11 protein-coding genes are annotated in these 13,526 nt (G+C 67.3%); 5 read left to right on the top strand and 6 right to left on the bottom strand.

Annotated elements, in window-relative coordinates:
• Positions 1 to 59: 59 nt before the first annotated feature.
• The 4 genes from HWW87_RS22010 to purN all read right to left on the bottom strand — a co-directional run bounded on the left by HWW87_RS22010 (position 60) and on the right by purN (position 4,802).
• A complete protein-coding gene (locus HWW87_RS22010) occupies positions 60 to 1,256 on the bottom strand; it encodes an acyl-CoA desaturase (protein ID WP_174432490.1) in 1,197 nt (398 codons plus the stop codon).
• Positions 1,257 to 1,476: 220 nt separating this feature from the next.
• Positions 1,477 to 2,859 carry a mechanosensitive ion channel domain-containing protein gene (locus tag HWW87_RS22005; RefSeq protein ID WP_175822140.1) on the bottom strand — a complete coding sequence of 461 codons (1,383 nt, stop codon included), beginning with the start codon at positions 2,857 to 2,859 and terminating at the stop codon, positions 1,477 to 1,479.
• Between the two features lie 18 nt (positions 2,860 to 2,877).
• Positions 2,878 to 4,143: an RsmB/NOP family class I SAM-dependent RNA methyltransferase gene (locus HWW87_RS22000; protein WP_175822139.1), complete on the bottom strand. Its 1,266-nt coding sequence runs from the start codon at positions 4,141 to 4,143 to the stop codon at positions 2,878 to 2,880.
• Complete coding sequence (gene purN / locus HWW87_RS21995; protein ID WP_175822138.1) at positions 4,140 to 4,802, bottom strand: phosphoribosylglycinamide formyltransferase; 663 nt, start codon at positions 4,800 to 4,802, stop codon at positions 4,140 to 4,142. The genes HWW87_RS22000 and purN overlap by 4 nt, the downstream gene beginning before the upstream one ends.
• A 123-nt stretch (positions 4,803 to 4,925) precedes the next feature.
• On the opposite strand from purN, the gene HWW87_RS21990 reads away from it, so the two are divergent.
• The 5 genes from HWW87_RS21990 (at position 4,926) to dut (ending at position 11,143) form a co-directional block, all read left to right on the top strand.
• Complete coding sequence (locus tag HWW87_RS21990; protein WP_175822137.1) at positions 4,926 to 5,918, top strand: bifunctional riboflavin kinase/FAD synthetase; 993 nt, start codon at positions 4,926 to 4,928, stop codon at positions 5,916 to 5,918.
• A gap of 103 nt (positions 5,919 to 6,021) precedes the next feature.
• Positions 6,022 to 8,859 (top strand): isoleucine--tRNA ligase, encoded by a 2,838-nt coding sequence (gene ileS, locus HWW87_RS21985; protein WP_175822136.1) that lies wholly within the window; start codon positions 6,022 to 6,024, stop codon positions 8,857 to 8,859.
• Between the two features lie 2 nt (positions 8,860 to 8,861).
• On the top strand, positions 8,862 to 9,362 hold the full coding sequence (gene lspA / locus HWW87_RS21980; protein ID WP_174391104.1) for a signal peptidase II: 501 nt from the start codon (positions 8,862 to 8,864) through the stop codon (positions 9,360 to 9,362).
• Between the two features lie 67 nt (positions 9,363 to 9,429).
• On the top strand, positions 9,430 to 10,641 hold the full coding sequence (coaBC, locus tag HWW87_RS21975) for a bifunctional phosphopantothenoylcysteine decarboxylase/phosphopantothenate--cysteine ligase CoaBC (RefSeq protein WP_175822135.1): 1,212 nt from the start codon (positions 9,430 to 9,432) through the stop codon (positions 10,639 to 10,641).
• Between the two features lie 55 nt (positions 10,642 to 10,696).
• The gene (gene dut / locus HWW87_RS21970; RefSeq protein ID WP_175822134.1) at positions 10,697 to 11,143 is read left to right on the top strand and encodes a dUTP diphosphatase; all 447 of its coding nucleotides are present in this window, start codon (positions 10,697 to 10,699) and stop codon (positions 11,141 to 11,143) included.
• A 62-nt stretch (positions 11,144 to 11,205) separates the two neighbouring features.
• On the opposite strand, the gene HWW87_RS21965 is transcribed toward dut, so the two are convergent.
• Both HWW87_RS21965 and HWW87_RS21960 read right to left on the bottom strand, forming a co-directional pair.
• On the bottom strand, positions 11,206 to 11,976 hold the full coding sequence (locus tag HWW87_RS21965; protein WP_174432484.1) for a hypothetical protein: 771 nt from the start codon (positions 11,974 to 11,976) through the stop codon (positions 11,206 to 11,208).
• 135 nt (positions 11,977 to 12,111) lie between these two features.
• Positions 12,112 to 13,491 (bottom strand): amino acid permease, encoded by a 1,380-nt coding sequence (locus HWW87_RS21960; RefSeq protein WP_175822133.1) that lies wholly within the window; start codon positions 13,489 to 13,491, stop codon positions 12,112 to 12,114.
• Positions 13,492 to 13,526: the final 35 nt, after the last annotated feature.

The raw sequence follows: 13,526 nt of genomic DNA, 5'->3' as shown, positions 1-13,526 counted from the left end.
ATGAAAAAACCCCGCCAACGCGGGGTTTGTGACGTCCTGAGATTCTAATCGATTTCGAATCAGGCGTAGCGACGCAGGCGCGTCGCGAATTCCTGCAGCGCCTTGATGCCGCTTTGTTCTGCGCGATGGCACCAATCCTGCAATTGCGCGAGAAGCTGTTCGCGCGACGCGGTCGAACGATCCCAGATCGCGGCGAGATCCTGGCGCAGCTGGAAGTACGTATGCAGCTTCTGGCTGTTCGCGAAGATTTCCGGCAGCAGCTTTTTCTGCGGCTCGTCGAGGCCGTCGGCGTCCTTGTGGAACCACTTGCGCGCGCCGCGCATCAGCTGGTACTTCTCGCTCGAACCGAGTTCCTTCAGGTGCGCGAGCTCCTGGCGGTACGCACGCTTCACGGCCTTGCCGTAGCGCGCCATCACTTCGTAGCGGTTCGACAGCACGGCCTGCAGCGTTTCCTGGTCGAGCACCGTCTTCGGCTTGTTCAGGCGCGGCGTCGGCGCGACCTTCTTCACCTTCGCGAGACCGAATGCCGACATGATGCGGATGTACATCCAGCCGATGTCAAACTCGTACCACTTGTTCGACAGCTTCGCCGACGTCGCGAACGTGTGGTGGTTGTTGTGCAGCTCTTCGCCGCCGATCACGATGCCCCACGGGAACAGGTTCGTGCTCGCGTCGGCCGAGTTGAAGTTGCGATAGCCCCAGAAGTGACCGAAGCCGTTGACGACGCCGGCCGCCCAGAACGGGATCCACACCATCTGCACGGCCCACACGGTCAGGCCGAGCACGCCGAACAGCGCGACGTCGATCACCATCATCATGCTGATGCCGAGGATCGGGTACTTCGAGTAGAGATTGCGCTCGAGCCAGTCGTTCGGCGTGCCGTGGCTGAACTTGCGCATCGTCTCTTCATTCTTCGCTTCCGCGCGGTACAGCTCCGCGCCCTCGAGGAACACCTTCCAGATGCCGCGCGTCTGCGGGCTGTGCGGATCTTCCTCGGTTTCACACTTCGCGTGGTGCTTGCGATGGATCGCGGCCCACTGGCCGGTCAGCATCCCGGTGGTCATCCACAGCCAGAAACGGAAGAAATGGCTCGCGATCGGATGCAGCTCCAGCGCGCGGTGCGCCTGGCAGCGGTGCAGGTAGACCGTCACGCCGATGATCGTGACGTGCGTGACGGCGAGCGCGAACAGCGCGACCTGCCACCACGAAAAACGCAGGAGCCCGTGGGAAAGAAAATCGAGCAGGGAATTCAACAAGGCAGTTACCCGTGATGAGAGCGACGCCGGCTCACGCCCGCGTCAGAAAAATGAAAGCATACCGCGTGTAGACCAGAATTTTACTTCAACCGTTCCAAGTCTTTGTAAAAAATGAACATTTTCTTGCCCTGACGCAATCCGCGCGGTCCACGGGCGGACTGGGAAAGGCCCGCGATCCGGTTTCGACCGTGGAATCGGTACGATTGACCGCGCGCGCCCGCTACGCCGCCGGCGTATGCCCGTCCAGCGCACCGTTGGGGGCCGCCGGATCGAGCCCGGCCGCCACGCTCGCCGCGGGAAAGCCGTCCGGCAATCCGACCACGCGCACTTCGCGCTGCGGAAACGGAATCGAGATCCCGTGCTCGCTGAACAGCCGCCAGATGTTGCGGTTCACGGCCGAGCGCACGCCCGACATGCCTTTCGCCGAATCCTCGATCCAGAAACCGAGCTCCAGGTCGATCCCGTCCGCGCCGAAACTCACGAGGTACGGGGTCGGCGCCGGCTCGTCCAGCACGCGCGGCACGTCCTTCGCGGCGTCGGCGAGCAACGCGAGCGCCTGCTCGACGTCGCTCGTGTACGCGACCTGCACCGCGACCTTCGCATAGCCGCGCGTCAGGTACGACGACTGGTTCTGCACGACGTCGGTGATCAGCTTCTCGTTCGGGATCAGCGTCTCGTTGCCGTCGAGGCCGCGCACGACCGTGTAGCGCGTGCGGATCTGCGTGACGACGCCCTGCAGCCCGCCGACGCTGATCGCATCGCCGAGCCGCAGCGAGCGGTCGAGCAGGATGATGAAGCCCGACACGTAGTTGCTCGCGATCTTCTGCAGCCCGAAACCGAGGCCGACGCCCACCGCCCCGCCGAACACGCCGAGCACCGTCACGTCGATACCGACGAGCGACAGCCCGATCAGGATCGCCGCGAACACGAGCAGCGCGCGGCCGACCCGCGACAGCACGACCTTCAGGTTCGCGTCGAGCGTGCTCGCGCGCGACAGGCGATCCTCGAGCACCGAGCCGAGCCACATCGCGACCATCAGCGTCACGCACACCCACAGCGCGCCGGAGATCACCGACAGCAGCGTGAGATGCGCCGTCGCGACCCGGAACTGCACGCTGTCGAGCCAGCCGAGCACGTCGCGTTGGATACCGAGCACGGTCATCACCATCGCGGCCCACACGACGGTCGACACGATCTTCTCGACGATCGACAGCCATGCGTGCGTGTGGCCGTCGCGCGCGAACACGCGCCGCGCGAAGAAGAACAGTACGTAGATCAGCCCGATGCCGAACAGCGGCACGAGCGCGAGCGACAGCAGCGACGTCGACATGAACGGGTCGAACGCGAGCTCCGCGCCGCCGACGAACACGCTGCCGAACAGCGGAAACAGCGCACGCTTCAGGCTTTGCGCGCCCGCGCCGGGCGCGCGTCCGGCCGCCCGCCGCCGCGCATCGATCCGGCCGTGCACGAAGCGCGCGGCCACCCACGCGAAACCCAGCGCGCCGATAAGGATCGCCGCCTGCCAGATCATCACCGGCTGGTGGAAATCGCGAATCACCGATGCCAGCCGGTGCGACAGCAGGCGGCTCTGCAGGTTCTCCATCGTCCGTCCGGGCAGTCGTTACTGCGCGGCGCGGCGTTCGAGCACCGCGGCGAAGAAGCCGTCGGTCGCGTGACGGTGCGGCCACAGCGACAGGTAGTCGCCCGTCTCGAGCTCGATGCGCTGGTCGGCCAGCACCTGCTGCGCCGGCACCAGCACGAACTCGGGATGATCGGCCAGGAACTGTTCGACGATGCGCTCGTTCTCGGCGTCGAGCACGCTGCAGGTCGCGTAGATGAGCCGGCCGCCCTTCTTCACGAGCCGCGCGGCGCTCGCGAGGATCGACGCCTGCTTCGGCGCGAGCTCGTCGATCGCCGTGCGCGTCTGGCGCCACTTCAGGTCGGGATTGCGGCGCAGCGTGCCGAGGCCGCTGCACGGCGCATCGACCAGCACGCGGTCGATCTTGCCGGCGAGCCGCTTGATCTTCGCGTCGTGCTCGCTGTCGATCAGCACCGGATTCACGTTCGACAGCCCGCTGCGCGCGAGGCGCGGCTTCAGCTTCGCGAGACGCTTCTCCGAGATGTCGAACGCATAGAGGCGCCCGGTCGAGCGCATCATCGCGCCGAGCGCGAGCGTCTTGCCGCCCGCGCCCGCGCAGAAATCGACGACCATCTCGCCGCGCCGCGGCGCGACCAGCGAGCACAGCAGCTGGCTGCCTTCGTCCTGCACCTCGATCGCGCCTTCCTCGAACAGCTTCAGGCGCGTCAGCGCCGGCTTGCCGACCACGCGCACGCCGAACGGCGCGAACGGCGTCGCGCCCGCATCGATGCCGCTCACGCGCAGCGCTTCGATCACCTGGTCGCGGGTCGCCTTCTGCGCGTTGGCACGCAGGTCGAGCGGCGCCGGGTAGTTCAGCGCGGCGGCGAGCTGCGCGAGCTCGTCGGCGTCGAAACGGGCCGACAGCGCCTGGTGAATCCAGTCGGGCAGGTTCGTGCGAATGCGCACGGGCAGGCTCGCCGGATCGATCTTCGACACGTGCTCGAGCCACGCGGACTCGGTGTCGGACAGGAACGGCTTCAGCGCATTGCGACCGACCGTCTGCATCAGGCCGAGCAGCGTGAGGCGCCGCGCGGGCGTGCCCGTGCCGCTCTCGGCCAGATGCGAAAACTCCATCTTCCGGCGCAGCACCGCGAACACGGCCTCGGCGATCACGCCGCGCTCGGCATGCCCGAGCTTCGGGTGCGCGCGGAAGAACCGGCTCGTGGTTGCATCGGCGGGGCCGGCGAACTTCAGCACCTCGGCCAGCAAAGTCTCGGTCTGGCCGATCAGGAATCCGTGCAGCTTCATACGCCCTCACTCGTTTCGGTATGCGGTTGATCCGCGAAAATCCAGCGCGCCTCTTCGGGCGCCACCACTGCACGGCCGTTCTCGAGGCGCAGGCGCTCCTCGACGAACCAGCGCACCGCGCGCGGATACAGCACGTGCTCGACCGTCAGCACACGCTGCGCGAGCGCGGCCGCGTCGTCGCCGGCGCGCACGGGCACCGCGCCCTGCGCGACGATCGCGCCGCTGTCGAGCTCGGGAATGACGAAATGCACGCTCGCGCCATGTAGCGCGACGCCGGCATCCAGCGCCTGCTGGTGCGTGTGGATGCCCTTGAAGCTCGGCAGCAGCGACGGATGGATGTTCAGCAGCCGGCCCTCGTATCGTCTGACGAATGTGGGCGTGAGGATGCGCATGAAGCCGGCGAGGACGACGAGATCGGGCGAGAAACGGTCGATCTCGGCGGCGAGCGCCGCGTCGAAGCTGTCGCGGCCGTCGAACGACCGGTGGTCGACCACCGCCGTCGCCACCCCGTGCGACGCGGCAAAAGCCAGCCCGGCCGCATCGGGCCGGTTGGCGATCACGGCGGCAATCTGGGCCGGCCAGCGTTCCTGCGCGCACGCGCGGACGATGGCCTCCATGTTGCTGCCGCGACCGGAAATCAGGATCACGAGTTTTTTCATCCGCGAATTTTACCATTCGCCCTCGCGTTTCCCGCCTTCTCGGCCGTCGGCCCGCCCGAACGTTTATAATCTTCTGCTTTGCGGCATCCCACCGCCCATTCCCCCGACGCTGCATCCGCTATCGTGAAAGTCTTCCGCGGCCTGCCCAACGCCGAGAGCCGCGCCCCGTGCGCGCTGACGATCGGCAACTTCGACGGTGTCCATCGCGGCCACCAGGCCCTGCTCGCGCGCGTGCGCGCGGCAGCGGACGCGCGCGGCCTGCCCGTGTGCGTGATGACGTTCGAGCCGCACCCGCGCGAATTCTTCAATCCGGCCGGCGCGCCGCCGCGCATCGCGATGCTGCGCGACAAGCTGGAAGCGCTGCGCGACCACGGGGTCGACCGCGTCGTCGTCGAGCACTTCAACCACACCTTCGCGAGCCAGTCGCCGCAGGCGTTCGTCGAACGCACGCTGGTGAACGGGTTGCACACGCGCTGGATGATGGTCGGTGACGACTTCTGCTACGGCGCGAAGCGCGCGGGCACCTTCGATACGCTGAAGGCGGCCGGCGAGCTGCATGGCTTCGAGGTCGAGCAGATGGGCACGGTGGCCGGCAGCGACGGCACGCGCATTTCCAGCTCCGGCGTGCGCACGGCGCTCGCCGCGGGCGATCTCGACGCGGCCGCGCAGGCGCTCGGCCACGGCTACGCGATCAGCGGCCACGTCGCGCACGGGCTGAAGCTCGGCCGCGACCTCGGCTTCCCGACGCTGAACCTGCCGATCGCGCACAAGCGCCCGGCGCTCGCGGGCATCTTCGTCGTGCAGGTGCACGGCCTCGGCCCCGAGCCGCTACCGGGCGTCGCGAGCCTCGGGCTGCGCCCGACCGTCGACGATTCGGGCCGCGTACTGCTCGAAGTCCACCTGCTCGACTGGCACGGCGATGCGTACGGCAAGCTGATCCGTGTCGAATTCCTGAAGAAGCTGCGCGACGAAGCGAAATTCGACGATCTCGAGGCGCTGTCGCGTGCCATTGCGCTGGACGTCGCGAATGCGCGCGCGTACTTCATCGAGCGCGACCGTGCGCCGGGCAGCCGCGCGACCGGCTTCTCGACGTCGGCGACCGACCGAATTAGCTGATCCGGACGGCGGCGCCTCGCGCCGCACCCCTCGCGCTGCCCTCTCGCGCGCATCCCCGATTCACGACGCCCGAGCGTCCCCCGATTGAGATAGCGATCCCATCATGAGCAACAAGAAAGCCGATTCGAAACCGCAGGCCAAGTATCCGGTCAACCTGCTCGACACGCCGTTCCCGATGCGCGGCGACCTGCCCAAGCGCGAGCCGCAGTGGGTCAAGGAGTGGGAAGAGCGCGGCATCTACGAGAAGATCCGCGCGGCCAGCCAGGGCCGCCCGAAGTTCATCCTGCACGACGGCCCGCCGTATGCGAACGGCGACATCCACCTCGGCCACGCGGTGAACAAGATCCTGAAGGACATCGTCGTCAAGTCGCGCAACATGGCCGGCTTCGACGCGCCGTACGTGCCGGGCTGGGATTGCCACGGGATGCCGATCGAGATCCAGATCGAGAAACAGTTCGGCAAGTCGCTGCCGGCGGCCGAAGTGATGAGCAAGGCGCGCGCGTACGCGACCGAGCAGATCGAGAAGCAGAAGGTCGGCTTCAAGCGCCTGGGCGTGCTCGGCGACTGGGCCAACCCGTACAAGACGATGAACTTCGTGAACGAGGCGGAAGAAATCCGCGCGCTCGGCAAGATCATCGAGAAGGGCTACGTGTACCGCGGGCTGAAGCCGGTGAACTGGTGCTTCGACTGCGGCTCGGCGCTCGCGGAAGCGGAAGTCGAGTACAAGGACCGCACCGATCCGACGATCGACGTGATGTTCGCGTTCGCGGAACCGGAAAAGACCGCGCAGGCGTTCGGCCTGCCGGCGCTGCCGCGCGCCGAGGGCGGCATCGTGATCTGGACCACCACGCCGTGGACGATTCCCGCCAACCAGGCGCTGAACCTCCATCCGGAAATCGTCTACGCGCTGGTCGACACCGAGCGCGGGCTGCTGATCATTGCCGAAGAACGCGTCGAAGCCTGCATGACCGACTTCAAGCTGACGGGCCGCGTCGTCGCGACCGCGCCCGGCGTGAAGCTCGCGAACCTGCGCTTCCACCACCCGCTCGCGTCGGCCCACCCCGGCTACAAGCGCACCGCGCCCGTCTACCTCGGCGACTACGTGACGACCGACACCGGTACCGGCGTCGTGCACTCGTCGCCCGCGTACGGCATCGAGGACTTCCAGTCGTGCAAGGCGCACGGGATGACCGACTCGGACATCATCAACCCGGTGATGGGCGACGGCCGCTATATCGAATCGCTGCCGCTGTTCGGCGGCCTGTCGATCTGGGACGCAAACCCGAAGGTCGTCGACGCGCTGAACGCAGCCGGCTCGCTGCTGCGCAGCGAGCACTACAAGCACAGCTACATGCACTGCTGGCGTCACAAGACGGCGATCATCTACCGCGCGACGTCGCAGTGGTTCGCCGGCATGGACGTGACGCCGCACGACGGCGGCAAGACGCTGCGCGAAACCGCGCTAGAAGGCATCGACGCCACCGCGTTCTACCCGTCCTGGGGCAAGCAGCGCCTGTTCAGCATGATCGCGAACCGTCCCGACTGGACGCTGTCGCGCCAGCGCCAGTGGGGCGTGCCGATGGCGTTCTTCGTGCACAAGGAAACCGGCGAGCTGCACCCGCGCACGCTCGAGCTGCTCGAGGAAGTCGCGAAGCGCGTGGAGCAGTCGGGCATCGAGGCGTGGCAATCGCTCGACCCGCGCGAGCTGATCGGCGACGACGCGAACCTGTACGAAAAGAACCGCGACACGCTCGACGTGTGGTTCGATTCGGGCACGACGCACTGGCACGTGCTGCGCGGCTCGCACAAGGATCAACTGCAGTTCCCGGCCGACCTTTACCTCGAAGGCTCGGACCAGCATCGCGGCTGGTTCCACTCGTCGCTGCTGACGGCATCGATGATCGACGGCCGCGCGCCGTACAAGGGCCTGCTCACGCACGGCTTCACGGTCGACGGCGAAGGCCGCAAGATGAGCAAGTCGCTCGGCAACGGCATCGATCCGCATGAAGTCGCGAACCGCCTCGGCGCGGAAATCATCCGCCTGTGGATCGCATCGACCGACTACTCGGGCGAGCTCGCGATCTCCGAGGAAATCCTGAAGCGCGTGACGGAAGGCTATCGCCGCATCCGCAACACGCTGCGCTTCCTGCTCGCGAACCTGTCGGATTTCGATTTCGCGCAGCACGCGGTGCCGGTCGACGAATGGCTCGAGATCGACCGCTATGCGGTCGCGTTCTCGCAGCAACTGCAGACGGAACTGCTCGGCCACTACGAGAAGTACGAGTTCCACCCGGTCGTCGCGAAGCTGCAGACGTACTGCTCGGAAGACCTCGGCGGCTTCTACCTCGACGTGCTGAAGGATCGCCTGTACACGAGCGCCGCCGATTCGCGCGCGCGCCGCTCCGCGCAGACCGCGCTGTACCACCTGACGCACGGCCTGCTGCGCGTGCTCGCGCCGTTCCTGTCGTTCACGGCGGAAGAAGCGTGGAAGGTGTTCCAGCCGGCGAGCGACACGATCTTCACGGAAACCTACTATGCGTATCCGGACGTCGCCGGCTCGGCCGCGCTGATCGAGAAGTGGGCGCTGCTGCGCGACGTGCGCGGCAACGTGACGAAGGCGCTCGAGGAAGCGCGCACCGCAAACCGCATCGGTTCGTCGCTGCAGGCCGAAGTGGCCGTGCATGCGAGCGGCGCGCGCTACGACGCGCTGACGAGCCTCGGCGACGACCTGAAGTTCGTGCTGATCACGTCGGCCGCGACGGTCGTCAAGGTCGACGACGAAGCACAGGAAAGCGTCGACGTGGCCGCGTCGAAGTACCAGAAGTGCGAGCGCTGCTGGCACTACCGCGAAGATGTCGGCGCGCACGCCGAGCATCCGACGCTGTGCGGCCGCTGCTTCTCGAACCTGTTTGAAAACGGCGAAATCCGGAGCGCTGCGTAACCATGGCGAAGACCCTGTCGAAACCGGCCAGCGGCGCGCTCGCGCCCTGGCTCGGCATTTCGCTGATCGTGATCCTGTTCGACCAACTGTCGAAGATCGCGATCCTGAAAACGTTCGCGTACGGCGCGCAGCATGCGCTGACGTCGTTCTTCAACCTCGTGCTGGTGTACAACCGCGGCGCCGCGTTCGGCTTCCTGTCGACCGCCGGCGGCTGGCAGCGCTGGGCGTTCACCGCGCTCGGCATCGGCGCAACGCTCGTGATCTGCTTCCTGCTGAAGCGCCACGGCCAGCAGCGGCTGTTCAGCCTGTCGCTTGCGCTGATCCTCGGCGGCGCGCTCGGCAACGTGATCGACCGGCTCGTCTACGGTCACGTGATCGACTTCCTCGATTTCCACCTCGGCGCGTGGCACTTCCCGGCGTTCAACCTCGCCGATTCCGCGATCACGATCGGCGCGGTGCTGCTGATCTACGACGAGTTGCGGCGCGTGCGCGGCTCGCGCTGAGCGCGCATACTCCGTGTCGACGGCCGGCTTCGCGCCGGCCGTTCCGTTTGACCCCAGGAGGCCTGAGTTGGCACACGCAGAACTCGCAGGAAAACACCTCGTTCTCGGCCTGACGGGCGGCATCGCCTGCTACAAGATCGCCGAACTCACGCGGCTGCTCGTGAAGGCCGGCGCGACCGTGCAGGTCGCGATGACCGACGCCGCCACCCAGTTCATCACGCCCGTGACGATGCAGGCGCTGTCGGGCCGGCCCGTCTATACGAGCCAGTGGGACGCGCGCGTCGACAACAACATGGCGCATATCGACCTGTCGCGCGAAGCCGACGCGATCGTGATCGCGCCCGCGTCGACGGATTTCCTCGCGAAGCTCGCGCACGGGTTCGCCGACGATCTGCTGTCGACGCTGTGCGTCGCGCGCGACTGTCCGCTGCTCGTCGTGCCCGCGATGAACCGCCAGATGTGGCAGAACCCGGCCACGCAACGCAATGCCGCACAACTGCGCGCGGACGGCGTGTCGGTGCTCGGCCCCGATTCGGGCGCGCAGGCCTGCGGCGAAGTCGGCGACGGCCGCATGCTCGAACCCGAGGCGATCTATGAAGCGATCGTCGCGCACTTCGCGCCGAAGGTGCTCGCGCACCGCCGCGTGCTGATCACCGCCGGGCCGACGTTCGAGCCGCTCGACCCGGTGCGCGGCCTGACGAATCGCTCGAGCGGCAAGATGGGCTTCGCGCTCGCGCGCGCCGCGCAGCAGGCCGGCGCCGACGTGCATCTCGTCGCCGGGCCGGTCGCGCTCGACACGCCGTGGGGCGTGTACCGCCAGGACGTGCAGACCGCGCAGCAGATGTACGACGCGGTGATGCATGCGGTCGCCGATGCCGACATCTTCATCGCGGTGGCCGCGGTCGCCGACTGGCGCGTCGACCAGCCGGCCGAGCACAAGATCAAGAAGACGGCCGACCGCAAGATGCCGACGCTCGCGTTCGTCGAGAACCCCGACATCCTCGCGTCGGTCGCGGCGCTGCCCGATGCGCCGTTCTGCGTCGGCTTCGCGGCCGAAAGCGGCGACCTCGACGTACACGGCGACGAGAAGCGCAAGCGCAAGAACGTGCCGCTGCTCGTCGGCAACCTCGGCCCGCTGACGTTCGGCCGCGATGACAACGAAGTCGTGCTGTTCGAGGCCGCCGGCGTCACGCGCCTGCCGCGCGCGCCGAAGGACGAACTCGCGCATGCGCTCGTCGCGGAAATCGCGAAGCGCCTGCCCGACAACCGCCTGATCTGATTACCCGCGCGGCGGCGCTTGCCGCCGCGCCCTTCCCGACCGATTCGACGACCGCATGAAACTCGACCTGAAGATTCTCGACGCGCGCATGCGCGACTACCTGCCCGCCTACGCGACCCCCGGCAGCGCCGGCCTCGACCTGCGCGCGTGCCTCGACGCACCGGTCACGCTGCAGCCGGGCGAAACCACGCTCGTGCCGACGGGCCTCGCGATCCACCTCGCCGATCCCGGCTATGCGGCGCTGATCCTGCCGCGCTCGGGCCTCGGCCACAAGCACGGGATCGTGCTCGGCAACCTCGTCGGCCTGATCGACTCCGACTACCAGGGCCAGCTGATGGTCTCGACGTGGAACCGCGGCCAGACCGAGTTCGTGCTGAATCCGTTCGAACGTCTCGCGCAGCTCGTGATCGTGCCGGTCGTGCAGGCGCAGTTCAACATCGTCGACGAATTCACCGAGAGCGATCGCGGCGCAGGCGGGTTCGGCAGCACCGGCCGCCACTGAGCCACGCAGCACGAAAAAAGGGGCGGTTGAAAAACGGCCCCCTTTTCCTTTTCCCCGCGCCGTCACTTGCCGGCAGGTTGCGCGATCCGCGCGGGCGCCGGCTCACGGCGCCGCGCCTGCGCGATGCTCGCATAGACGACCATCGCGACCAGCACGCCGAGCAGCACGGCCGACGAGCCGACCGTGCCGAGCGCGAGTCCGCCCTTCGCGACCGGCTTCGTCAGCAGGTCGCCGACCGTCGCACCGAACGGACGCGTGAGCACGAACGCGGCCCAGAACAGCAGCACGCCGGAGATTCGCGTGAAGTAGTGCGCGAGCACGATCACCGCCAGCAGCCCGCCGATCAGCAGCGCGCCGCCGCCGAAGCCGAGGCCCGAGCTATCCGCGAGGAAGTCGCCGAGCGCGGTGCCGAGCGTGTTCGAGAACAGGATCGCGATCCAGTACAGCAGCTCGACCTTGCGCGTACGGATCAGGTCGACCGACAGCGATTCGCCGCTGAGGCGCCAGACCGCGAAGATCGCCAGCAGGATCGCGACCAGAATCGACGAGCCGGCCGCATAGCCGAGGCCGAGCGTGCGATCCATGAAATCGGACATCGTCGTGCCGGCCGTGCTCGTCGCGACGATCACGGCCCAGTAGATCGCCGGGCGATAGCGCGTCGTCCTGAGCTGGGCGCCCAGCGTGACGAGAAAGAAACCGAACAGCAGGATCGAGCTCACCGCGTAGCCGACGTTCAGCGTCATCGACAGCAGGTCGCCGCCCGTTTCGCCGAGCGTCGTCGCGCAGATCTTCATGATCCAGAACGCGAGCGTGATTTCGGGAAGTTTGTTCATTCGAACCCCTTTTTGCAGGAGAGGGCGCGCCGGTACGGACCGCGCGCCTTGCAGACAGGATCGAATGTAGTCGCCGCTCGCTTAACGGAACCTTAGCGAGTGTGACGAACGGCATGGGCGGCCACGCCGGCGCGGTCAGCGCGCGTGTCGGTGCCGGTAATGCAGCGCATAGGCGAGCGTCAGCAGCACGACGAATACGACGCCGACCACCATCGTCATCCGGAATTCGCGCGTGAAAGCGGTCGTCAGCAGGATTGCGGCCACGAGCCCCGCGCCGAGCAGGCTGCCGAACGGGTGCCCCCACATCCGGAACGCGAGCGCGGGGCCGCGATACTGCGAACGGAACCGCAGGTGGGTGACGAAGATCATCAGCCACGTGAACAGCGCGCCGAACATCGCGATCGCCATCATCACCGTGAATGCGGTGTCGGGCGCGAGCGCGACCAGCACGGCCGCGACCGCAACACCACTCGTCGAGATCCACAGCGCCGCGCGCGGCACGCCGTTCGCGCCGAGCCGGCCGAACACCGCGGGCGCGAGGCGCGCGCGCGACAGGCTGAACATCATCCGCGTCGTCACGTACAGCTGGCTGTTCATCGCCGACAGCGCCGCGATCAGCAGCACGAAGTTGATCACGCCCGCCGCGTACGGCACGTGCGTCGCGGCCATCACCTTCACGAACGGGCTTTCGTCGGTGCCGGCCTGCGTCCACGGCACGATCGCGAGCATCAGCGCAAGCGTCAGCAGGTAGAACAGCACGAGCCGGAACACGGTCGAGCGGAATGCGCGTGTGACCGCGTGCTGCGGATCGCGCGCCTCGCCGGCCGCGATCGCGACGGCTTCGATGCTCATGTAGCTGAAGATCGCGACGATCACCGCGACCCACGTCCCCCACGGCCCCTTCGGCATGAAGCCGCCATGCGCGATGTAGTTCGCGAAGCCGATGCCCGATGCGGCCGGCGCCGACCAGACGAGATAGGCGCCGAGCAGGATGAACACGACGATCGCCGCGATCTTCAGCAGCGAAAACGCGTATTCGACCGTCCCGTACAGCGTGACGCTCGCGAGGTTCACCGCGATCAGCAGCACGGAGAAGCCGATCACCCAGTACCAGCCGGGCACGGCCGGGAACCAGTACTTCATGAACACGGCGATCGCGCTGATTTCGGTGCCGATCGCGAACACGACCGCGAACCAATACGCATAACGCACGAGAAAACCCGCGAGCGGGCCGACGTAATGCTCGGCATAGGCGCCGAACGAGCCGGCCGTCGGATGCGCGACCGTCATTTCCGCGAGCGCGCCCATCAGCAGCAGCGCGATCAGCGCGCCGATCGCATACGAAACCAGCACGCTCGGGCCGGCGAGCCCGATCGCGAACCCGCTGCCGAGAAACAGCCCCGTGCCGATCGCGCCGCCGATCGCGATCATCGCCATCTGCCCCGACGTCAGCGCGTGGCGCAACCCTTGTTCGCGCGCGACGATATCGTCGAACGACCGTTGTTGTTGTGTCACTGCGTTACCACTCCCCTGCACCACCATCGCGCCGC

The organism is Burkholderia sp. BCC0419, assembly GCF_902830285.1.
In the GTDB taxonomy this organism is placed as follows: domain Bacteria; phylum Pseudomonadota; class Gammaproteobacteria; order Burkholderiales; family Burkholderiaceae; genus Burkholderia.
Note: the sequence above shows the minus strand (reverse complement) of the source record. Positions and strands in the feature narration are given on the sequence as shown.

Bases quoted from the DNA above. Each gene is read 5' to 3' on its own strand.
- HWW87_RS22005 (WP_175822140.1), bottom strand. From the start codon at position 2,859: ATGGAGAACCTGCAGAGCCGCCTGCTGTCGCACCGGCTGGCATCGGTG.
- HWW87_RS22000 (WP_175822139.1), bottom strand. From the start codon at position 4,143: ATGAAGCTGCACGGATTCCTGATCGGCCAGACCGAGACTTTGCTGGCC.
- purN (WP_175822138.1), bottom strand. From the start codon at position 4,802: ATGAAAAAACTCGTGATCCTGATTTCCGGTCGCGGCAGCAACATGGAG.
- ileS (WP_175822136.1), top strand. From the start codon at position 6,022: ATGAGCAACAAGAAAGCCGATTCGAAACCGCAGGCCAAGTATCCGGTC.
- lspA (WP_174391104.1), top strand. From the start codon at position 8,862: ATGGCGAAGACCCTGTCGAAACCGGCCAGCGGCGCGCTCGCGCCCTGG.
- dut (WP_175822134.1), top strand. From the start codon at position 10,697: ATGAAACTCGACCTGAAGATTCTCGACGCGCGCATGCGCGACTACCTG.
- HWW87_RS21965 (WP_174432484.1), bottom strand. From the start codon at position 11,976: ATGAACAAACTTCCCGAAATCACGCTCGCGTTCTGGATCATGAAGATC.